Annotated in this window: 18 protein-coding genes and 2 pseudogenes; 9 read left to right on the top strand and 11 right to left on the bottom strand. The window is 60.4% G+C overall.

The window, feature by feature from the left end; translation table 11 throughout:
* Positions 1–93, bottom strand: a pseudogene (locus ACIF4X_RS21480) (cysteine synthase B); the annotation flags it as partial.
* Between ACIF4X_RS21480 and fabB the strand changes: the two are divergent.
* Together fabB and ACIF4X_RS21490 are read left to right on the top strand one after the other, a co-directional pair.
* A pseudogene (gene fabB / locus ACIF4X_RS21485) lies at positions 92–1,123 on the top strand (beta-ketoacyl-ACP synthase I); the annotation flags it as partial. The pseudogenes ACIF4X_RS21480 and fabB overlap by 2 nt on opposite strands.
* Before the next feature lie 392 nt (positions 1,124–1,515).
* A complete protein-coding gene (locus ACIF4X_RS21490) occupies positions 1,516–1,704 on the top strand; it encodes a hypothetical protein (protein ID WP_129395072.1) in 189 nt (62 codons plus the stop codon).
* A gap of 70 nt (positions 1,705–1,774) precedes the next feature.
* On the opposite strand, the gene ACIF4X_RS21495 is transcribed toward ACIF4X_RS21490, so the two are convergent.
* The 7 genes from ACIF4X_RS21495 to ACIF4X_RS21525 form a co-directional block, all read right to left on the bottom strand.
* On the bottom strand, positions 1,775–2,317 hold the full coding sequence (locus tag ACIF4X_RS21495) for a DUF2058 domain-containing protein (protein WP_397483645.1): 543 nt from the start codon (positions 2,315–2,317) through the stop codon (positions 1,775–1,777).
* Positions 2,318–2,342: 25 nt separating this feature from the next.
* Positions 2,343–3,176, bottom strand: a complete 834-nt coding sequence (gene mazG, locus ACIF4X_RS21500; RefSeq protein WP_397483646.1) for a nucleoside triphosphate pyrophosphohydrolase — start codon at positions 3,174–3,176, stop codon at positions 2,343–2,345.
* 124 nt (positions 3,177–3,300) lie between these two features.
* Positions 3,301–5,544, bottom strand: a complete 2,244-nt coding sequence (gene relA, locus ACIF4X_RS21505; protein WP_007917476.1) for a GTP diphosphokinase — start codon at positions 5,542–5,544, stop codon at positions 3,301–3,303.
* 101 nt (positions 5,545–5,645) lie between these two features.
* The gene (gene rlmD / locus ACIF4X_RS21510) at positions 5,646–7,022 is read right to left on the bottom strand and encodes a 23S rRNA (uracil(1939)-C(5))-methyltransferase RlmD (RefSeq protein WP_397483647.1); all 1,377 of its coding nucleotides are present in this window, start codon (positions 7,020–7,022) and stop codon (positions 5,646–5,648) included.
* Positions 7,022–7,924: a cysteine synthase CysM gene (gene cysM / locus ACIF4X_RS21515; RefSeq protein WP_346608576.1), complete on the bottom strand. Its 903-nt coding sequence runs from the start codon at positions 7,922–7,924 to the stop codon at positions 7,022–7,024. The genes rlmD and cysM overlap by 1 nt, the downstream gene beginning before the upstream one ends.
* 253 nt (positions 7,925–8,177) lie before the next feature.
* On the bottom strand, positions 8,178–9,602 hold the full coding sequence (locus tag ACIF4X_RS21520; protein WP_397483648.1) for a histidine kinase sensor domain-containing protein: 1,425 nt from the start codon (positions 9,600–9,602) through the stop codon (positions 8,178–8,180).
* Positions 9,589–10,311, bottom strand: coding sequence for a response regulator transcription factor (locus ACIF4X_RS21525; protein ID WP_397483649.1), 723 nt, complete (start codon positions 10,309–10,311; stop codon positions 9,589–9,591). Before ACIF4X_RS21525 ends, ACIF4X_RS21520 begins: the two co-directional genes overlap by 14 nt.
* 219 nt (positions 10,312–10,530) lie before the next feature.
* Here ACIF4X_RS21525 and ACIF4X_RS21530 point away from each other — a divergent pair, with 219 nt between their 5' ends.
* A complete protein-coding gene (locus tag ACIF4X_RS21530; protein WP_397483674.1) occupies positions 10,531–13,284 on the top strand; it encodes a response regulator in 2,754 nt (917 codons plus the stop codon).
* A gap of 82 nt (positions 13,285–13,366) precedes the next feature.
* Positions 13,367–14,356 carry a 2-hydroxyacid dehydrogenase gene (locus tag ACIF4X_RS21535; RefSeq protein WP_397483650.1) on the top strand — a complete coding sequence of 330 codons (990 nt, stop codon included), beginning with the start codon at positions 13,367–13,369 and terminating at the stop codon, positions 14,354–14,356.
* 12 nt (positions 14,357–14,368) lie between these two features.
* On the opposite strand, the gene ACIF4X_RS21540 is transcribed toward ACIF4X_RS21535, so the two are convergent.
* Positions 14,369–14,821, bottom strand: coding sequence for a hypothetical protein (locus tag ACIF4X_RS21540; protein WP_397483651.1), 453 nt, complete (start codon positions 14,819–14,821; stop codon positions 14,369–14,371).
* Positions 14,822–14,954: 133 nt separating this feature from the next.
* On the opposite strand from ACIF4X_RS21540, the gene ACIF4X_RS21545 reads away from it, so the two are divergent.
* Both ACIF4X_RS21545 and ACIF4X_RS21550 read left to right on the top strand, forming a co-directional pair.
* The gene (locus tag ACIF4X_RS21545; RefSeq protein WP_007917492.1) at positions 14,955–15,389 is read left to right on the top strand and encodes a hypothetical protein; all 435 of its coding nucleotides are present in this window, start codon (positions 14,955–14,957) and stop codon (positions 15,387–15,389) included.
* Positions 15,389–15,793, top strand: coding sequence for an META domain-containing protein (locus ACIF4X_RS21550; protein WP_160060127.1), 405 nt, complete (start codon positions 15,389–15,391; stop codon positions 15,791–15,793). The genes ACIF4X_RS21545 and ACIF4X_RS21550 overlap by 1 nt, the downstream gene beginning before the upstream one ends.
* A gap of 203 nt (positions 15,794–15,996) precedes the next feature.
* Here ACIF4X_RS21550 and ACIF4X_RS21555 read toward each other — a convergent pair whose 3' ends face one another.
* Positions 15,997–16,464 carry a TlpA disulfide reductase family protein gene (locus tag ACIF4X_RS21555; protein WP_397483652.1) on the bottom strand — a complete coding sequence of 156 codons (468 nt, stop codon included), beginning with the start codon at positions 16,462–16,464 and terminating at the stop codon, positions 15,997–15,999.
* Positions 16,465–16,577: 113 nt separating this feature from the next.
* Here ACIF4X_RS21555 and arsC point away from each other — a divergent pair, with 113 nt between their 5' ends.
* From arsC to ACIF4X_RS21570, 3 genes are read left to right on the top strand one after another with little or no spacing between them, the layout of a single operon-like run.
* Positions 16,578–16,931, top strand: a complete 354-nt coding sequence (gene arsC / locus ACIF4X_RS21560; RefSeq protein ID WP_397483653.1) for an arsenate reductase (glutaredoxin) — start codon at positions 16,578–16,580, stop codon at positions 16,929–16,931.
* Positions 16,928–17,524, top strand: coding sequence for an NAD(P)H:quinone oxidoreductase (wrbA, locus tag ACIF4X_RS21565; RefSeq protein WP_397483654.1), 597 nt, complete (start codon positions 16,928–16,930; stop codon positions 17,522–17,524). Before arsC ends, wrbA begins: the two co-directional genes overlap by 4 nt.
* 1 nt (position 17,525) lies before the next feature.
* Complete coding sequence (locus ACIF4X_RS21570; protein WP_397483655.1) at positions 17,526–17,951, top strand: DUF2069 domain-containing protein; 426 nt, start codon at positions 17,526–17,528, stop codon at positions 17,949–17,951.
* A 114-nt stretch (positions 17,952–18,065) separates the two neighbouring features.
* Here ACIF4X_RS21570 and ACIF4X_RS21575 read toward each other — a convergent pair whose 3' ends face one another.
* Positions 18,066–18,740: a DNA-3-methyladenine glycosylase I gene (locus ACIF4X_RS21575; protein ID WP_397483656.1), complete on the bottom strand. Its 675-nt coding sequence runs from the start codon at positions 18,738–18,740 to the stop codon at positions 18,066–18,068.
* Positions 18,741–18,868: the final 128 nt, after the last annotated feature.

An 18,868-nucleotide genomic window follows, 5' to 3' on the forward strand; every position in this document is an offset into this window, starting at 1 on the left:
GATGCCTTCTTCGCGGGCCAGACGCCGGGTGACGTCTTCGGCTTCGCTTTGCGCCATGTCGACGATACGGTCGACGCGGTCAGCCTGATAGATCTATCGCTTCGTCGGCCACGCAGCGGCTTACGCCTATCTGGCCATGAAAGACGCTATCGCTGACTCCGGCCTGACCGAAGAGCAAGTGTCCAACCCGCGTACCGGCCTGGTGGCTGGCTCGGGCGGTGCTTCCACGCTGAACCAGATGGAAGCGCTGGACATCCTGCGCGAGAAAGGCGTGAAACGCGTTGGCCCATACCGTGTCACGCGGACCATGAGCAGCACCGTTTCCGCTTGCCTGGCCACGCCATTCAAGATCAAGGGCCTGAACTACTCCATCGCTTCTGCCTGCGCCACCAGTGCTCACTGCATCGGTACCGCCATGGAACAGATCCAGATGGGCAAGCAGGACATCGTCTTCGCTGGTGGCGGTGAAGAAGAGCACTGGAGCCAGTCGTTCCTGTTCGACGCCATGGGCGCTTTGTCCAGCAAGCGTAACGACACCCCGGAACAAGCTTCCCGTGCCTACGACAAAGACCGTGACGGTTTCGTCATCGCTGGCGGTGGCGGCATGGTCGTGGTTGAAGAGCTGGAACACGCTCTGGCCCGTGGCGCCAAGATCTACGCCGAAATCGTTGGCTACGGCGCAACGTCCGACGGTTACGACATGGTTGCCCCGAGTGGCGAAGGCGCGATCCGCTGCATGCAGATGGCGATGTCCACCGTTGATACCCCGATCGACTACCTGAACACCCACGGCACCTCGACTCCGGTCGGCGACGTTGCGGAAATGAAGGGTGTGCGTGAAGTGTTCGGCGACAAGGCACCTGCAATCAGCTCGACCAAGAGCCTGTCCGGTCACTCCCTCGGCGCCGCCGGCGTTCACGAAGCGATCTACTGCATGCTGATGATGGAAGGCAACTTCATTGCCGGTTCCGCCAACATCGACGAGCTGGACCCTGAAGTGGCCGATCTGCCGGTGCTGACCAAGACCCGCGAGAACGCCACGATCAACACCGTGATGAGCAACAGCTTCGGCTTCGGCGGCACCAACGCCACGCTGGTGCTGAAGCGCTGGGAAGGCAAGTAATTCCCCGCTGCTGAGCCACACATGAAAACGCCCCCGACTGGTTCGGGGCGTTTTTTTTTCGCCTGCAGAAAACCTCATGGTTCAACACACCTCCGTGTAGGAGCTGCCGAAGGCTGCGATCTTTTGACTTTGATTTTTAAAAGACAAGATCAAAAGATCGCAGCCTTCGGCAGCTCCTACACAAGGGTTCGCATGGGTCTGGAGATGAAACTTCTGTCATGAAACTTACCGCCCTGCGACCGAATGTCGCGGATTTAGCGGGCTGTAGCACTGTTGCAAAAAACGCAACAACACCTTGCACAAATCAGCCGTTTACTTAGCAAGCTAACAAATAATATAAAAGAGTCCTGCACACGCCTTGCTGCAGATAACTTGAGATTTGGAGCTAGCAGATGACTGTAAAAGTAACTGAACGCGACGATTCACACATGTCCCACGAAGGCGTAGCCGCCGGTATCCGCATTTGGGATGTGCATCAACAAGACTTGCTGGTCGGCATGTTCCACAACGAGATCGATGCCCACAACTACAAGGCCGAACTCGAAGTGCAAGAACAACAGCGCGACACCCGCTCCTCCTGACTCAACCACAGCATTGAAAACGACAAACCCCGCCATGAGCGGGGTTTGTCGTTGTTACGGCTTTATCGATTTACCACATCAGATCATCAGGGATCTGATAAGCCGCGTACGGATCGTCCTCGGTGCTGACTTCTTCGGTCTGCACGTTGAGCTGGACGATGCGCTGTGGATCACGCTCCTGGATCTTCAGGGCCGCTTCACGCGGGATCACTTCGTAGCCACCGGCATGGTGCACGATCGCCAGCGAACCGCTGCTGAGCTTGTTGCGCATCAGCGTGTTGACCGAAATGCGCTTGACCTTCTTGTCGTCGACGAAGTTGTAGTAGTCCTCGGTGGTCAGCTTCGGCAGACGCGAGACTTCGATCAGTTGCTTGACCTGCGCTGCACGCGCCTTGGCGTCGGCTTTCTCTTTCTGCTGGCGGTTCAACTCCTGGTCGCGCTTGACCTTCTCGGCCATGGCTTCCTGAGCGGCGCGCTGTTGCGAGTCATCCAGTTCGACCTGGCCTTTGTGCGCCAGGCGCTGCTGCTTCTGCTTGTCTTTGCTGACCTGTTTGGCCTGCTTTTGATTGACCAGACCTGCTTTGAGCAACTGGTCGCGAAGGGAAATACTCATCGGGCTTACTCACTAGGGCAGTTGCTCAGCCGCAGCTGGGCGCATTCTTTTCCTGACGTTTGGCTTCACCCCACAGGGCGTCCAACTCTTCGAGGGTGCAATCTTCTATGGGACGGTGGGTGTCGCGCAATGCCTGTTCGATAAAACGGAAACGTCTTTCGAATTTGCCATTGGCGCCACGCAATGCCGTTTCCGGGTCGACCTTCAGATGCCGGGCCAGATTGACCACGGAAAACAGCAGATCGCCGATCTCGTCCGCCACGGCAACGGAGTCATTTTCCGACATGGCTTCGAGCACTTCATCGAGCTCTTCGCGCACTTTATCGAGCACTGGCAAGGCGTCCGGCCAGTCGAAACCGACCTGCCCTGCGCGCTTCTGTAACTTGGCTGAGCGTGACAGTGCCGGTAGCGTGGCCGGCACGTCATCGAGCAGTGACAGTTGCTCGGGCGCGCTGGATTTCTCGGCGCGCTCTTCGGCTTTGATCTCTTCCCAGCGTTGCTTGACCTGTTCTTCGCTCAAGCGCGGCACATCCAGCGGCGCGTAGAGATCGCCAGTCGGAAAAACGTGCGGATGACGACGGATCAGTTTGCGGGTGATGCTGTCGATCACCCCGGCAAATTCGAAGCGCCCTTCTTCCCGCGCCAGCTGGCTGTAATACACCACCTGAAACAGCAGATCACCGAGCTCACCCTGCAAATGATCGAAGTCGCCGCGCTCGATGGCATCGGCCACTTCGTAGGCTTCTTCGAGGGTGTGCGGGACGATGGTCGCGTAGGTTTGCTTGATGTCCCACGGACAACCGTATTGCGGATCACGCAGACGGCTCATGAGGTGGAGCAGGTCTTCAAGTGAATACATTTATTTAACTCTGCAAAAACCTGTGGGAGCTGGCTTGCCAGCGATGCAGGCACCACGGTGTTTCAGGACAATCGAGGTGATGCAATCGCTGGCAAGCCAGCTCCCACAAAGGCTCGGCGCATCTTCAAGGGGTGCGGTTACGCCGCGTTTCGATGATGTTCGGCAACTGCGATATGCGCCCAAGCAATCGCCCCAGCGCATCCAGCCCCGGGATCTCGATAGTCAGCGACATCAGCGCAGTGTTGTCCTCCTTGTTCGAGCGGGTGTTGACCGCCAGCACGTTGATCCGCTCGTTGAGCAGCACCTGCGAGACGTCACGCAGCAGACCGGAACGGTCGTAGGCGCGGATAACGATGTCCACCGGGTAGGTGAGCACAGGCACAGGGCCCCAGCTGACCTGGATGATCCGCTCCGGCTCGCGCCCGCCCAGTTGCAGCACAGAAGCGCAGTCCTGACGGTGAATGCTCACGCCACGCCCCTGAGTGATGTAACCAACGATCGCATCGCCCGGCAGCGGCTGGCAGCAACCGGCCATCTGCGTCATCAGGTTGCCGACGCCCTGAATCTGAATGTCGCCGCGTTTGCCCGGTTTGTAACCGGTGGCTTTGCGCGGAATCAGTTCCAGTTGTTCGTTGCCGCGTTCCGGCTCGACCAGTTGCTGCGCGAGGTTGACCAGTTGCGCCAGACGCAGGTCGCCGGCACCGAGGGCGGCGAACATGTCTTCGGCGGTTTTCATGTTGGCCTTGTCGGCCAGCTTGTCGAAATCCACTGCCGGCAGGCCGAGGCGCGTCAGTTCGCGCTCGATCAGGGTTTTACCGGCGGCCACGTTCTGGTCGCGCGCCTGCAATTTGAACCAGTGAACGATTTTCGCCCGCGCCCGCGAGGTGGTGACGTATCCGAGGTTGGAGTTCAGCCAGTCGCGGCTCGGCGTGCCGTGCTTGCTGGTGATGATCTCGACCTGCTCACCGGTCTGCAGGCTGTAGTTGAGCGGCACGATGCGCCCGTTGATCTTCGCGCCACGGCAGTTGTGGCCGATCTCGGTGTGCACGCGGTAGGCGAAGTCCAGCGGCGTCGCGCCTTTCGGCAAGTCGATGGCGTGACCGTCGGGAGTGAAAATGTAGACCCGGTCCGGTTCGATATCGACACGCAGCTGTTCAGCCAGACCACCGATGTCGCCCAGCTCTTCGTGCCACTCGAGGACCTGACGCAGCCAGGAGATTTTCTCTTCGTAGTGGTTCGAACCGGATTTGACGTCGGTGCCTTTGTAGCGCCAGTGCGCGCAGACGCCGAGTTCGGCTTCTTCGTGCATCGAGTGCGTACGAATCTGCACCTCAAGCACTTTACCCTCAGGGCCGATCACCGCCGTGTGCAGCGAGCGGTAGCCGTTCTCTTTCGGGTTGGCGATGTAGTCGTCGAATTCTTTCGGGATGTGCCGCCACAAGGTATGAACGATGCCGAGCGCGGTATAGCAGTCGCGCATCTCCGGCACCAGCACGCGCACGGCGCGAACGTCGTAAATCTGGCTGAATTCCAGACCCTTGCGCTGCATTTTGCGCCAGATCGAATAGATGTGTTTGGCCCGGCCACTGATGTCGGCATCGACGCCGGTGGCCTGCAATTCGTCCTTGAGCTGGGTCATCACGTCGGCGATGAAACGCTCGCGATCAAGTCGTCGCTCGTGGAGCAGCTTGGCGATCTGCTTGTATTGATCCGGTTCCAGGTAGCGGAAGGACAGGTCCTCCAGCTCCCATTTGATATGACCGATGCCGAGCCTGTGCGCGAGCGGCGCATAGATGTCGAAAACTTCACGGGCGACGCGGTTACGTTTTTCGTCGTCAGCGGTTTTCACCGCACGAATGGCGCAGGTACGTTCGGCCAGTTTGATCAGCGCGACACGCACATCGTCGACCATCGCCACGAGCATCTTGCGCAGGTTTTCCACCTGCCCTTGCGTGCCCATGACCATCGACTGGCGCGGACTGAGGCTGGCACTGATGGCCGCCATGCGCTGCACGCCGTCGATCAGCTTGGCGACCACCGGACCGAAGCGCTGGCCGACGGCCGCGAGTTCGATCTGGCCTTCGCGTACGCCGCGATACAGGACCGCCGCGACCAGCGAATCCTGATCGAGCTTGAGGTCGGCGAGAATCTCGGCGATTTCCAGGCCAGTACTGAAACTGCCAGAGCCTTCGGCCCACAGATTCTTCTTGGCATTGGACTGTTGTTCGGCCTCGCGAGCGAACTCGCAGGCTTCTTTCAAGGCTTCGCGATCCAGTGCCAGATCGACACTGACCGCGTGATCGAGCCAAGCCTCGAGATTGATACTGCCGTCAGTGTTGATCGGCTGGTGTGCTCTCACCTGTACCATGTTGCTTTACCTTCCCTACGACGCAGATTCAATGCGTCAAATCGCTGACCTTCAGTGCCCATTCGCGCTCGCGGGGCTAAAGCGAGCGCTGCGCGGACAGGTCAGACGGATTCAGACGAGCCATCCTGGCTCGCTTCAAATAACGCCATGGCCTCGACATGTGCCGTCTGAGGAAACATATCGAGAATCCCGGCACGTTTTAACCGGTAGCCCTGCTTGATCAATTCGACCGTGTCGCGCGCCAGAGTTGCAGGGTTGCACGACACATACACCAACCGTTTGGCACCCAGGGTCGCCAGCTTGCGAACCACCTCGAAAGCACCGTCACGCGGTGGGTCCAAGAGTACCGCAGAAAAGCCGTTTCCGATCCACTGGGCATCGGTCAAAGGCTGGGATAAATCGGCTTGAAAAAACTTTGTGTTATGCAAATTGTTACTAGCGGCGTTGGCTTCGGCGCGATCGACCATGGTCTGCACGCCTTCGACCGCCACCACTTCGCGCACGGCTTTGGCCAGCGGCAAAGCGAAGTTGCCCAAACCGCAGAACAGATCCAGCACGCGTTCATCGCTACCCGGTTTCAGCCAGTCCAGCGCCTGCGCCACCATCGCTTCGTTGACGCCGGCATTGACCTGAATGAAGTCACCCGGTCGGTACGCCAGATCCAGATCCCACTGCTCCAGGCGATAGCCCAGTGTTTGCGAGGCATCGACCGGTTGCGGCTCGCCTTCGCCATGCAGCCACAATTGCGCTTCATGGAAATGGCAGAAGTCCTTGAGGATCGTCAGATCCGCTTCCGACAACGGCGCCATGTGCCGCAGCAACACCGCCAGTGACGAGCCACTGAACAACTCGACGTGACCCAGCGCTTGCGGTTTGCTCAAACGACGGAGCATCTCCGGCAAACGGGTCATGATCGGTTGCAAGGGCTGTACCAGCACCGGGCATTCGCTGATCGCGACGATGTCCTGGCTGCCCGCGGCGCGGAAACCGACTTCGAGTTTTTTCGCCTTCATGTCCCAGCGCACCGCGATGCGGGCGCGACGGCGATAGCCGAATTCAGGCCCGGTCAGCGGTGCTGCCCACGCTTCAGGTTCGACACCGGCAACACGCGACAATTGCTCGGCGAGCATGCGCTGTTTCAGGGCAAGCTGCTCGCTGTGGGGCAAATGCTGGACGCTGCAACCGCCGCAACGGCCGGCGTGCGGGCACGGCGCCGGGCGACGCAGTTCGCTGGCCTTGAACACGCGCTCGGTGCGCGCCTCGACCACTTTACCGTGGGCGCCAAGCACCCGGGCTTCAACCTCTTCGCCGGCGAGGGCGCCGAGGACGAACCAGGTTTTGCCTTCGAAAAACGCGATACCGCGACCGTCATTGGCCAGACGCTCAATGTTCAAGCGTTGCTTTTTGCCGGTCGGAATTTGCGCAGCCTTGCTGCCTCCGGTGGGCTGGAAGCGCAGGCCTCTCTCGTGCTTGGCCATCAGTTGGGCGCGTCGAAAATGCCGGTCGACAAGTAACGGTCGCCACGGTCGCAGATGATCGCGACGATCACCGCGTTTTCAACTTCTTTGGACAGGCGCAGCATCGCTGCCACCGCACCGCCCGAGGACACGCCGCAGAAGATGCCTTCTTCGCGGGCCAGACGCCGGGTGACGTCTTCGGCTTCGCTTTGCGCCATGTCGACGATACGGTCGACGCGGTCAGCCTGATAGATCTTCGGCAGGTATTCCTGCGGCCAGCGACGAATGCCCGGAATGGCTGAGCCTTCCATCGGTTGCAGACCAACGATCTGCACGCTGGCGCTCTGCTCTTTCAAGTAGCGCGACACGCCCATGATGGTACCGGTGGTGCCCATCGAACTGACGAAATGGGTGATGGTGCCCTGGGTCTGACGCCAGATTTCCGGGCCGGTGGTGGTGTAGTGCGCTTCAGGATTATCGCCGTTGGCGAACTGATCGAGCACCTTGCCACGGCCTTCGGCTTCCATACGCTGGGCGAGGTCGCGGGCGCCTTCCATGCCTTCTTCCTGGCTGACCAGAATCAGCTCGGCACCGTACGCGGTCATTGCCGCTTTACGCTCGGCGCTGGAGTTGTCGGGCATGATCAGGATCATCTTGTAACCCTTGATCGCGGCCGCCATGGCCAGCGCGATCCCGGTGTTACCCGAGGTCGCTTCGATCAGCGTATCGCCGGCATGAATCTGCCCGCGCAACTCGGCGCGAGTAATCATCGACAGCGCCGGCCGGTCCTTGACCGAACCCGCCGGGTTGTTCCCTTCGAGCTTGAGCAATAGGGTGTTGCTGGTAGCACCGGGCAGGCGCTGCAAACGCACCAGCGGCGTGTTGCCGACGCAATCGGCGATGGTTGGGTACTGCAGGGTCATGGCGTATTCGCAATCCAGACGTGCGGGGGCGCCTATCATACCGGCAAACCCGCGCAGGCCATATCACGCAAAGTGCGGTGCTTATGGTTTATGGGAATAAGGGATTGAAAGTCGCACCGGTGGTGCGACTTTTGCGGTGGGTCATCTTAATTGGCGGTGATGCGTATGGCCTCATCGCTGGCAAGCCAGCTCCCACAGTGACCCGTGTTGCTCTATTAATAGTGGCAGCAGTGCTGAGACTGTCTGGTATTGCTCAAACAATCTGCGGGTGAAACACATTCCCTGTGGGAGCTGGCTTGCCAGCGATAGCGTCAGTCGGCGCAACACCGTCATCCGCCACCAACCGCAGATTCAACCGCAACCCCGCCCCGCCATTCTCCGCCCAAATACTTCCGCCCTGACGCTGCACGGCATTGCGCGCGATGCTCAGCCCCAAGCCAAAACCACCGTCCCCGGGCCGCGAGCCGTCGAGCCGAGTGAACGGTGAAAAGATCCGCTCCAGATCCCCTTCCGCCACCCCGCCGCCCTGATCTTCCAGCCACAGGTGCCAGTAATCGCCATCCCTGCGTCCATCAAAGCGCACGATCCCGCCCGCCGGCGAATGCCGAATCGCGTTACGCAAAATGTTCTCCAACGCCTGCGCCAGCGTATTCAGGTTGCCCCGCACCCAGCACGACGCCTCGACCGAACACTGCAATTGCAGACTCGGCCAGCCGCTTTCGTAGCAGGCGTTATCCGTGAGCATTTCCCACAGGGCCTGGATCTGAATCGCCTCGTCAGGCAGTGGCGTACGGTCGGTATCGAGCCAGGCCAATTGCAGAGTGTCTTCGACCAGTCTTTGCATACCGTCGACCTCACGACCGATGCGCTCGCGCAGTTGCACCAGGCCTTGTTCACTTTCGCTGGCCACGCGCAAGCGGCTCAGCGGCGTGCGCAACTCGTGGGACAGATCACGCAGCAATTGCTGTTGCAGAGCCACGGTCGATTGCAGGCGTTCGGACATCGAATCGAACGCTCGCGCCAGCTCTCCAAGTTCGTCCGGGCGCTGGGTGATGCCGCTCGACAACCGCACATTCAACTGGTCAGCGCGCCAGGCGTTGGCCTGTTCGCGCAGGTTGTTCAGTGGCACAACCAACAGGCGATAGAGACCGACGCACAGCAACAAGGTGAACAGGCCCGGGATCACGCCGTTAGTGATAACGCGCCAGAACAACCGATATTTGCCCGGTAGGAATCGCTCGGGCAATTCGATCACCAGGCTACCTGCAGACGGTTCTTTGGGAAAAGGCACACGCAGCCAGGGTCGGCCCTGTTTGTGAATCGGCCAGTCGAGGCCGCGCAAGAACGTCAGGTGCTGGATTTCCTGCTCATTCAGCGGATCACTGCTCAGCGACTGCAAGTTGCCGCCGATGACGCCGACCCAACTGGCTTCGCGCAACTCCATACTCTGCAACCAGTCATCGACACCGCTGCGCCCGCCGTGCTGCCACGCTTGCTCGGCTTGCATCGCATAACGTGAAAGGGTGCCGCGTGCCTCGTCGGAGAGGAACTGATTGCGCTCCTCCATATAACGCCCCCACGACCAGCTCAGCCAGATCATCAGCAGACAAAATGCGACCAGCAGAAACGCCAGTTTCCAGAACAGTGAATGCCGCCCCGGCAATTCAGAGCGTTTCATCAGCGGCGCTCAATACGTAGCCCTTGCCCCACACAGTGCGCACTTCACGCTCGGTGTAACCGATGGCTTTGAGTTTGCGGCGGATCTGACTGATGTGCATGTCGAGACTGCGATCGTGGGCCGCGTAGCCACGCTGCAAAACATGTTGATAAAGGAAGGCTTTGCTCAGCACTTCCTCATCATTGCGGTTGAGGGTTTCGAGCAAGCGGAATTCGCTGCGGGTCAGCCCCGCGGGTTGCTCGCGAAAAAACACATCGCACTGTTCGTCATCGAACCGCAGCGTACCGACCGCCACGGGCACCGCGGGAGCGGCCGGGCGTCGATCCAGCGCAACCCGGCGCAGGATCGCTTCGATGCGCACATGCAACTCGGCCATGCTGAACGGTTTGGGCAAATAGTCGTCAGCACCGAGACGGAAACCGCTGATGCGATCTGCCTCGGCGCCAAGGGCCGACATCAGCAGCACCGGTGTCGAATGGCTCTGGCGCAACTGCGTCAGCACATTCAAACCGTCCATGCCCGGCAACAGAATATCCATCAGCACCACGTCGAACGGCTGGCGTTTGGCGATGCTCAGCCCTTCCTGGCCGTTCTGGCACCAGGTCACCTGAAAGCCGCTGCGGCCCAGATGTTCGTGAACATAGGCGCCGAGCACCGGATCGTCTTCGATGGAAAGAATGCGTGGCTGGCCGACGGAAACAGGAGTCATGAGTATCTGCAAGTAATTCTCAGTTGAGAGCGATTATTCAAGATTGTCGGACAGCGGGCAACTCAAGGTTGGCCCAACCGACAAATGAACACCGGCACCCTGCCCCACCACGAGTGCATTTTTCCGGAGATTGCCTGCGAGCAAATCGCTACACTGCGCCCATGCCGCGTGCCGGATGCACGCATGAGTCAACAGATCAGCGGGATGCAGGAGATAGGCGTGCTCAAGAAACTGGGAATCAAAGGTCGCGTGTTGTTGCTGACCTTGTTGCCGACCAGCCTGATGGCGCTGGTGCTGGGTGGTTATTTCACCTGGACGCAGCAGTCCGACTTGCAGAGCCAATTGATGCAGCGTGGCGAGATGATCGCCGAGCAACTGGCGCCGCTGGTGGCACCCGCCATGGGCCACGGCAACAGCGAGCTGCTGGAGCGCATCGCCACTCAGTCCCTTGAGCAACCGGACGTGCGTGCGGTGACCTTCCTCGCCCCGGACCGCTCACCGCTGGCCCACGCCGGCCCGACCATGCTCAATCAGGCGCCGAGCGGCGACAGCGCGCACTTGCAACGGCGTAGCGGCAATGACGCGACGCGTTATCTGATGCCGGTGTTCGGCAAACATCGCAACCTCGCCGGTGAACTGATCCCGGACGAATCCGACCGACTGCTTGGCTGGGTCGAATTGGAGCTGTCGCACAACGGCATGTTGTTGCGCGGTTATCGCAGCCTGTTTGCCAGTCTGCTGTTGATTGCCGCCGGTCTGGCGGGCGCGGCCCTGCTGGCGTTGCGCATGGGTCGTACCATCAACCGCCCGCTGGGCCAGATCAAACAAGCCGTCGCACAACTCAAGGACGGCCATCTGGAAACACGTTTGCCGCCGCTCGGCAGTCAGGAGCTGGATGAGCTGGCCTCCGGCATCAACCGCATGGCCGGCACCCTGCAAAATGCCCGCGAAGAACTGCAGCACAGTGTCGATCAGGCCACCGAAGACGTGCGCCAGAACCTGGAAACCATCGAGATCCAGAACATCGAACTGGACCTGGCGCGCAAAGAAGCGCTGGAAGCCAGCCGGATCAAATCCGAGTTCCTCGCCAACATGAGTCACGAGATCCGCACGCCGCTCAACGGCATTCTCGGTTTCACCCATCTGTTGCAGAAAAGCGAACTGACCCCGCGCCAGCTCGATTATCTGGGCACCATCGAAAAATCTGCCGACAGCCTGCTGGGGATCATCAACGAGATCCTCGACTTCTCGAAAATCGAGGCCGGCAAACTGGTGCTCGACCATATTCCGTTCAACCTGCGCGACCTGTTGCAGGACACTCTGACCATCCTCGCTCCCGCCGCGCACGCCAAACAGCTTGAGCTGGTCAGTCTGGTCTATCGCGACACGCCGCTGTCGCTGGTCGGGGACCCGCTGCGTCTGAAGCAAATCCTCACCAACCTGGTGAGCAACGCGATCAAGTTCACCCGCGAAGGCACCATCGTCGCCCGGGCCATGCTTGAAGAGGAACACGAAGACAGCGTGCAACTGCGCATCAGCATTCAGGACACCGGCATCGGCCTTTCAAACCAGGACGTGCGCGCGTTGTTCCAGGCGTTCAGTCAGGCCGACAACTCGCTGTCGCGGCAACCGGGCGGCACCGGTCTGGGGCTGGTGATTTCCAAACGCCTGATCGAACAGATGGGCGGCGAAATCGGCGTCGACAGCACGCCGGGCGAAGGCTCGGAATTCTGGATCAGCCTGAGCCTGCCGAAAACCCGTGACGACGCCGAAGACTTGCCGGCCGCGCCGTTGCTCGGGCGCCGCGTGGCGGTGCTGGAAAATCACGAACTGGCACGTCAGGCCTTGCAGCACCAACTGGAAGACTGTGGCCTCGATGTCACGCCGTTCAACACCCTCGAAACCTTGACCAATGGCGTCACCGGCGCCCACCAGACCGATCAGGCGATTGATCTGGCGGTGATCGGCATCACCAGCAACGACATGCTGCCCGAGCGTTTGAACCAGCACATCTGGGACCTCGAACACCTCGGTTGCAAAGTGCTGGTGCTGTGCCCGACCACCGAACAGACGCTGTTCCATCTGTCGGTGCCGAACCCGCACAGCCAATTGCAAGCGAAACCGGCCTGCACGCGCAAATTGCGCCGGGCCTTGGCCGACCTGGTCAACCCGCGCCTGCCCCGCAATGAGCCGGGCGAGCCGCTGTCGAGTCGGGCACCGAAAGTGCTCTGTGTCGACGACAACCCCGCCAACCTGCTGCTGGTGCAAACCCTGCTCGAAGACATGGGCGCCAAGGTGCTCGCCGTGGAAAGCGGCTACGCGGCGGTCAAAGCGGTACAGAGTGAATCCTTCGATCTGGTGTTGATGGACGTGCAGATGCCGGGCATGGACGGCCGACAGAGCACCGAAACCATTCGCCAGTGGGAAAGCGAACGGCACTGCACGCCGCTGCCGATCGTCGCCCTCACGGCCCACGCCATGGCCAACGAAAAGCGCGCGTTGCTGCAAAGCGGCATGGACGACTACCTGACCAAGCCGATCAGCGAGCGGCAATTGGCGCAGGTGGTGCTGAAATGGACCGGCCTGGCCTTGCGCAATCAAGCGCCGGAACGGATCAGCGACAGTGCGGCGGGCAGTCATGAACTGCCGGTGCTTGATCATGAGGAAGGCTTGCGCCTGGCTGCCGGCAAGGCTGACTTGGCGGCGGACATGTTGGCCATGCTGCTCGCCTCACTGGAAGCCGACCGCGAGGCCATTCGCACGGCTTGCGAAAACCGCGACCAGAATGCATTGATCGAACGCGTCCATCGCCTGCACGGTGCCACTCGTTATTGCGGCGTACCGCAATTGCGTGCGGCCTGTCAGCGCAGCGAAACCTTGCTCAAGCAAGATGACCCCAAGGCAGTCGCAGCGCTGGAAGAACTCGAGCGCGCGATCAACCGACTCGCGGCGCAAGCGAAGATCAGCGCCTGATCCACGGCAATGCCGGCCAGCGTCGGCAACGCTAAAGTGGTCTCGGGTGATTCAATCCGTGTCGATGCTCCAGGAGGATTCCATGCGCACGCTCGTTTTCAGTAGCCAGACCTACGACCGCGACAGCTTCCTCGCCGCCGATTGCCCGGTGGGTATCGAGCTGCACTTTCAACCGGCCCGACTCAGCCTCGATACGGCGGCACTGGCCGCCGCACATGAAGTGGTCTGTGCGTTTATCAATGATGACCTCAGCGCCCCGGTACTGGAGCGGTTGGCAGCTGGCGGCACGCGTCTGATTGCCCTGCGCTCGGCGGGTTACAACCACGTGAACCTGCCGGCCGCGAAACGACTGGGACTGGCCGTGGTGCGCGTACCCGCCTACTCGCCGCATGCGGTGGCCGAACATGCCGTGGCGCTGATCCTGGCCCTCAACCGTCGCCTGCACCGTGCCTATAACCGCACCCGTGAAGGCGATTTCAGCCTGCACGGCCTGACCGGTTTCGACCTGGTCGGCAAAACGGTGGGGATCATCGGCACCGGCCAGATCGGTGCGACCTTCGCGAAAATCATGCACGGTTTCGGCTGTGAGTTGCTGGCTTACGACCCGTTCCCGAACCCGGAGGTGCTGGCATTGGGCGCGCGCTATCTGAGCCTGCCGGAACTGCTCGCGCAGTCGCGGATCATCAGCCTGCACTGCCCGCTCAACGAGCAGAGCAAACACTTGATCAACCGCGATTCACTGGCGCACATGCAAACCGGCGCCATGCTGATCAATACCGGTCGCGGTGGTCTGGTCGACACCCCGGCATTGATTGACGCCCTGAAGGACGGCCAACTCGGTTATCTGGGCCTGGATGTCTATGAAGAAGAAGCGCAACTGTTTTTCGAGGACCGCTCCGACTTGCCCTTGCAGGACGATGTACTGGCGCGATTGCTGACCTTTCCCAACGTGATCATTACCGCGCACCAGGCCTTTCTGACGCGCGAAGCACTGGGTGCGATTGCCGCAATCACCTTGCACAACATCGCGACCTGGGCAGCGGGAACGCCACAGAACCAGGTCGAGGGCTGAGCGCTTTTCGGCTTATTTCGGTGAAAGCGAAGACGCCAGAATCAGCAACGCCAGCCAGCCGAAGCCAAAAAAACGCTGTTTCATCGAGTGGCCGTAGCGCAGCAGGAACCAGACGAAAAACATCGGCAGCAGGAAGATCATGATCTTCAGCCAGCCTTCCACCGGACGACTGCCGTCGGCATTGGCCTGCTCAGTGGCCGGTTGCTCGGTGGGCTGCTGGCGCCGACGCCGCGCAGCGGCAGGCATGACTTTCGGCAACGGTTGCGGTGCGGGTGCCGGGGCGATGGCCTCGGGCACAGACTTGTTACGCGGCAAGCTGCCGAACGAGATTGTCGCAGCCTGAACAGGCGCGGCTACGGTCTGCGCGTGCACTGCTTGCTCCGCCATCGGAGCCCCACAATGAATGCACGCGTTGGCTTCGGAGCTGATGCTCTTCTTGCATTCATAACATTCGATCAGCGCCATGTTCCGTTCCTTCAGAGTCGAGGCCGGCAGTTTGCCATGAGCGTCGCTGCATTTGAACCGGATCGAAGGTCGCACGCACGCATCATTCTGCAATCATGCCCGTGCTAGCATGTCGCGCATATTTGGAGGACCCATGGTCGAACACGATTTCCGCTACACCCTGATGAACCCGCAACACACCCTCACCGAATGCCGCGCCCTCGTTCCAGGCCGCTATCAGGTCACCGGCAATGGTGGCTCGATTCGCATCGGTGACGCGCTGTTGGTCACCCTCAAAGGCAGCAAGGACTTGTCCATGCGCCTGACCGTTGAAACCGTCCGCCACCTGATCAATCCGCCGGGCCAATGGACCGCGATGACCACGGGACCGGTGTTTGGTGAACTGGCGATCCACACCTGGCAGGTCAACTGCGACAGCTGCGCCAAAGAGCTGAGCTTCGAATTCGCGGTAGACGCCAAACTCGGTAAAACCGCAGAAAAACCGGCAGCCACCGCGCGCATCGCCGAACTGGGCTGGAAAGCCGTTGGCGACAAGCACTTGTGCCCGAAATGCCAGGTGTCGGCATGATCAAACGCCTTGCCCTGACCGCGCTGGTCGGTGCCGGCCTGGTGGGCTGTGCCGCAGAGCCTGTGCAACTGCAACAGAACCGCAGCTACATTCTGGAGTGGATCGGTGAGCGGCCGCTGATGGATTACAGCCATCTGACCGTGACCCTGGGCGATGATGGCCGCGCCTACGGCAACGGTGGTTGCAACCATTGGTTCGCACCGTACACGCTGGACGGTGACAAGCTGACCTTCGGCAAGATCGGCAAGACCCGCAAGCTCTGCGCACCGGCACTGATGGAGCAGGAGCAACGCTTCCTGCAGGCGCTGGAACATGTCCAGCGCTGGGACATCTCGCCGATCGAGCAGATGCGTTTCTGGCCGGCGGAAGGCAAACCGTTGCGCTGGTGGCTGGAAGAGGGTTGAGTCTCGAGGCCGCCAAGCCCTCACCCTAACCCTCTCCCAGGGGGAGAGGGGACTGATTGGGGGATATTGGAGAGCTACGCCGACCTGACCGGCCTATACCGAATCCATAATCGACTTAATCTTTCAGGTCGCTGTAAATCGCCAGACACCTCGGTCGGCCCCCTCTCCCACCGGGAGAGGGCTGGGGTGAGGGGCTTTTGACGTTACTGGGTCGCCTGCAGAGCCTCAAGCTTCGCCATCACCCCCGCCGCCGTCTGCTCGCCCATCAACTGCTCACGCACCTTGCCCTTGTTGTCGATGATGTACGTCACCGGCAATGCCTCACTGCGCGGCAACTCGAACAGTTCCGCCGGATCCTGCGCCAGCACAGTGAACTTGATGCCGAGCTTCTCGCTCGCCTCTTTCAGCTCCGCGCCCTGCACGTTGTCGAAGTTGACCCCGAACACGCCGACGTTCTTGCTCTTCAGTTCATCAGCCAAATGGTTGAGTTCCGGGATCTCGGTCCGGCACGGGCCACACCATTCGGCCCAGTAGTTCAGCACCACCCATTGTTTATCCAAACGCTCGGACGCAACTTTCTGACCGTTCTGGTCGTTCCCGTAATCATTGCCGCAGCCCCCCAGCATCAACGCCCCGAATATCGTCAATGCCGCTGCCAATCGCCGTGTCATGTCATGTTCCTTGTGAAAAATTGAAGGCGCCTGCGACCCATTGCCTCCGAAGGTTCTGGATTGCGCGCTGCACAGTTAGAATAGCCGCCACTTTACGCCAGAAGCGACCCGCCATGACCGATCTGACGCTTTATCACAATCCGCGCTGCTCGAAATCCCGCGGCGCGCTGGAGCTGCTTGAAGCCCGCGGCCTGACCCCGAACGTCGTGCGTTACCTCGAAACCCCGCTGAATGCGGCGCAAATCAAGGCCCTGCTCGGCAAGCTCGGGATCAGCGCACGCCAGTTGCTGCGCACCGGGGAAGATGAATACAAAATGCTTCAGCTGGCTGACGAAAGCCTCAGCGAAGCGCAACTGATCGACGCGATCGCCCAGCATCCAAAACTGATGGAACGACCGATTCTTGAAGTCGGCGACAAAGCCGTAATCGGTCGTCCGCCGGAAAATATCCTGGCGTTGTTACCGTGAGCGCGCCGTACATTCTGGTGCTGTATTACAGCCGCAACGGCTCGACCAACGAGATGGCCCGGCAGATTGCCCGCGGCGTCGAACAGGCGGGTCTCGAAGCACGCCTGCGCACGGTACCGGCGATCTCCGCCGAGTGCGAAGCCGTGGCGCCGGACATTCCGGGCGAAGGCGCCTTGTACGCGACCCTGGATGATCTGAAGAATTGCGCCGGTCTGGCGCTGGGCAGCCCGACGCGTTTCGGCAACATGGCCGCACCTTTGAAGTACTTCCTCGATGGCACCAGCAACCTCTGGCTGACCGGCGCCCTCGTCGGTAAACCGGCCGGCGTGTTCACGTCTACCGCCAGCCTGCACGGCGGTCAGGAAACCACTCTGCTGTCGATGATGTTGCCACTGCTGCACCACGGCATGCTCATCACCGGCCTGCCTTACAGCGAATCGGCGCTGCTGGAAACCCAGGGCGGCGGTACGCCTTACGGTGCCAGTCATCACGCTGGGGCTGACGGTAAAAAAGGCCTCGATCAGCACGAAGTGGCGCTGTGTCGTGCATTGGGTCTGCGGCTGGCGAAAACCGCTCAGAAACTGGTGGGCTGAGATGGCGAAGAAGCCGAAGATTCTGCCGAGTGTCGAGTGGCTTGAACCGCGCGTGAAAGCGATGCGGGCGCTCAGCCTGCTGAGTTTTTTCGCGCTGGCCGGTCTGCTCGCGGCCTACTATCTGGTTTTCGCTGACCTGCACGGCGCGCGGCCGTGGGTGATTCTGCTGGTCGAGTTGATCCCGTGGATTGTCCTCGCACCGGCGATGATCATGGGCAGCGCCCGCGGGCATTCGTGGATGTGTTTTGTGGTGAATCTGTATTTCATCAAAGGCGCACTGGCGGCGTATGACCCGAACCGACAGTTGTTTGGGGTGCTGGAGATGGTCGCGAGCCTGGCGGTGTTCTGCTCGGCGCTGTTGTATGTGCGCTGGCGGTATCAGTTGAATCGCAAACTGGCGGGTGAAGGCGAGATCTCCGTCGCCTGACAGACCGCCATCGCTGGCAAGCCAGCTCCCACAGGTTTTTGCGTCGATCACAGAATTGTGTTTCAACTGCGATCCTGTGGGAGCTGGCTTGCCAGCGATTGGGGCAACTCGGTTTCAATGATTGACGGTGTACGCGAGCATCATCGAAATCTGGCTCATCGCCCGCCCGCCGCTCTGCTCATGCCACTGGTTGAACGCATCCTGCACAATCGCCAGATCACGCAGACTGGTCGGCACCTTGTCGACGATCTTCTGTGCGTTCAGCGCGGCGACCACGTCGTAGCTCGGCACAAACGTATCCTTGCCGACCATGCGCAAAAACCGGGGCGCCGACAGCCCGCCCAGTTGATGTCCGTGCTTTTTCAGGTAGGTCCACAAACCGACAATATCGGTCACCGGCCAGTCGGCGATCAGCGCACCGAAACTGCCCTTCTCTTTTTCTACATCAAGAATGAACTGCGCATTGCGCGGCACGCTTTTCAGTTTGCCGAGATGGCGAATGATCCGCGCATCCTGCATCAGACGCTCAAGGTGTTCGGCGCTCATCAGCACGACTTTTTCCGGATCGAACTTGAAGAACACTTCTTCGAAGGCCGGCCACTTGGCGTCGACCAGACTGTGCTTGAGGCCGGCGCGGAACACGCGCAGGGCCATGGTCGAGAGGTAGCGGCCGTCGCTGATCTTGCGCAGTTGCGCCGGGGTCTTGGGAACGGGCAGATGGGCTTCCAGTTCAGCCGCCGAACCGAAACGGTTCAGACAGTATTCGTGCAGCCACTTGTAATCGCGCATGCCCTCTCCTATTGAATAAAGCGAAGAAACCAATGTGGGAGCGAGCCTGCTCGCGAAGTGGGAGTCTCAGTCAACAAATCAGTTGAATGACACACCGCTTTCGCGAGCAGGCTCGCTCCCACATTTGA

Origin of the sequence: Pseudomonas sp. NPDC085632 (assembly GCF_044541255.1) — a bacterium.
In the GTDB taxonomy this organism is placed as follows: Bacteria; Pseudomonadota; Gammaproteobacteria; order Pseudomonadales; family Pseudomonadaceae; genus Aquipseudomonas.

Coding starts and splice junctions, on each gene's coding strand:
- ACIF4X_RS21490 (WP_129395072.1), top strand. CDS start 1,516: ATGACTGTAAAAGTAACTGAACGCGACGATTCACACATGTCCCACGAA.
- ACIF4X_RS21495 (WP_397483645.1), bottom strand. CDS start 2,317: ATGAGTATTTCCCTTCGCGACCAGTTGCTCAAAGCAGGTCTGGTCAAT.
- mazG (WP_397483646.1), bottom strand. CDS start 3,176: ATGTATTCACTTGAAGACCTGCTCCACCTCATGAGCCGTCTGCGTGAT.
- relA (WP_007917476.1), bottom strand. CDS start 5,544: ATGGTACAGGTGAGAGCACACCAGCCGATCAACACTGACGGCAGTATC.
- rlmD (WP_397483647.1), bottom strand. CDS start 7,022: ATGGCCAAGCACGAGAGAGGCCTGCGCTTCCAGCCCACCGGAGGCAGC.
- cysM (WP_346608576.1), bottom strand. CDS start 7,924: ATGACCCTGCAGTACCCAACCATCGCCGATTGCGTCGGCAACACGCCG.
- ACIF4X_RS21520 (WP_397483648.1), bottom strand. CDS start 9,602: ATGAAACGCTCTGAATTGCCGGGGCGGCATTCACTGTTCTGGAAACTG.
- ACIF4X_RS21525 (WP_397483649.1), bottom strand. CDS start 10,311: ATGACTCCTGTTTCCGTCGGCCAGCCACGCATTCTTTCCATCGAAGAC.
- ACIF4X_RS21535 (WP_397483650.1), top strand. CDS start 13,367: ATGCGCACGCTCGTTTTCAGTAGCCAGACCTACGACCGCGACAGCTTC.
- ACIF4X_RS21540 (WP_397483651.1), bottom strand. CDS start 14,821: ATGGCGCTGATCGAATGTTATGAATGCAAGAAGAGCATCAGCTCCGAA.
- ACIF4X_RS21545 (WP_007917492.1), top strand. CDS start 14,955: ATGGTCGAACACGATTTCCGCTACACCCTGATGAACCCGCAACACACC.
- ACIF4X_RS21555 (WP_397483652.1), bottom strand. CDS start 16,464: ATGACACGGCGATTGGCAGCGGCATTGACGATATTCGGGGCGTTGATG.
- arsC (WP_397483653.1), top strand. CDS start 16,578: ATGACCGATCTGACGCTTTATCACAATCCGCGCTGCTCGAAATCCCGC.
- ACIF4X_RS21570 (WP_397483655.1), top strand. CDS start 17,526: ATGGCGAAGAAGCCGAAGATTCTGCCGAGTGTCGAGTGGCTTGAACCG.
- ACIF4X_RS21575 (WP_397483656.1), bottom strand. CDS start 18,740: ATGCGCGATTACAAGTGGCTGCACGAATACTGTCTGAACCGTTTCGGT.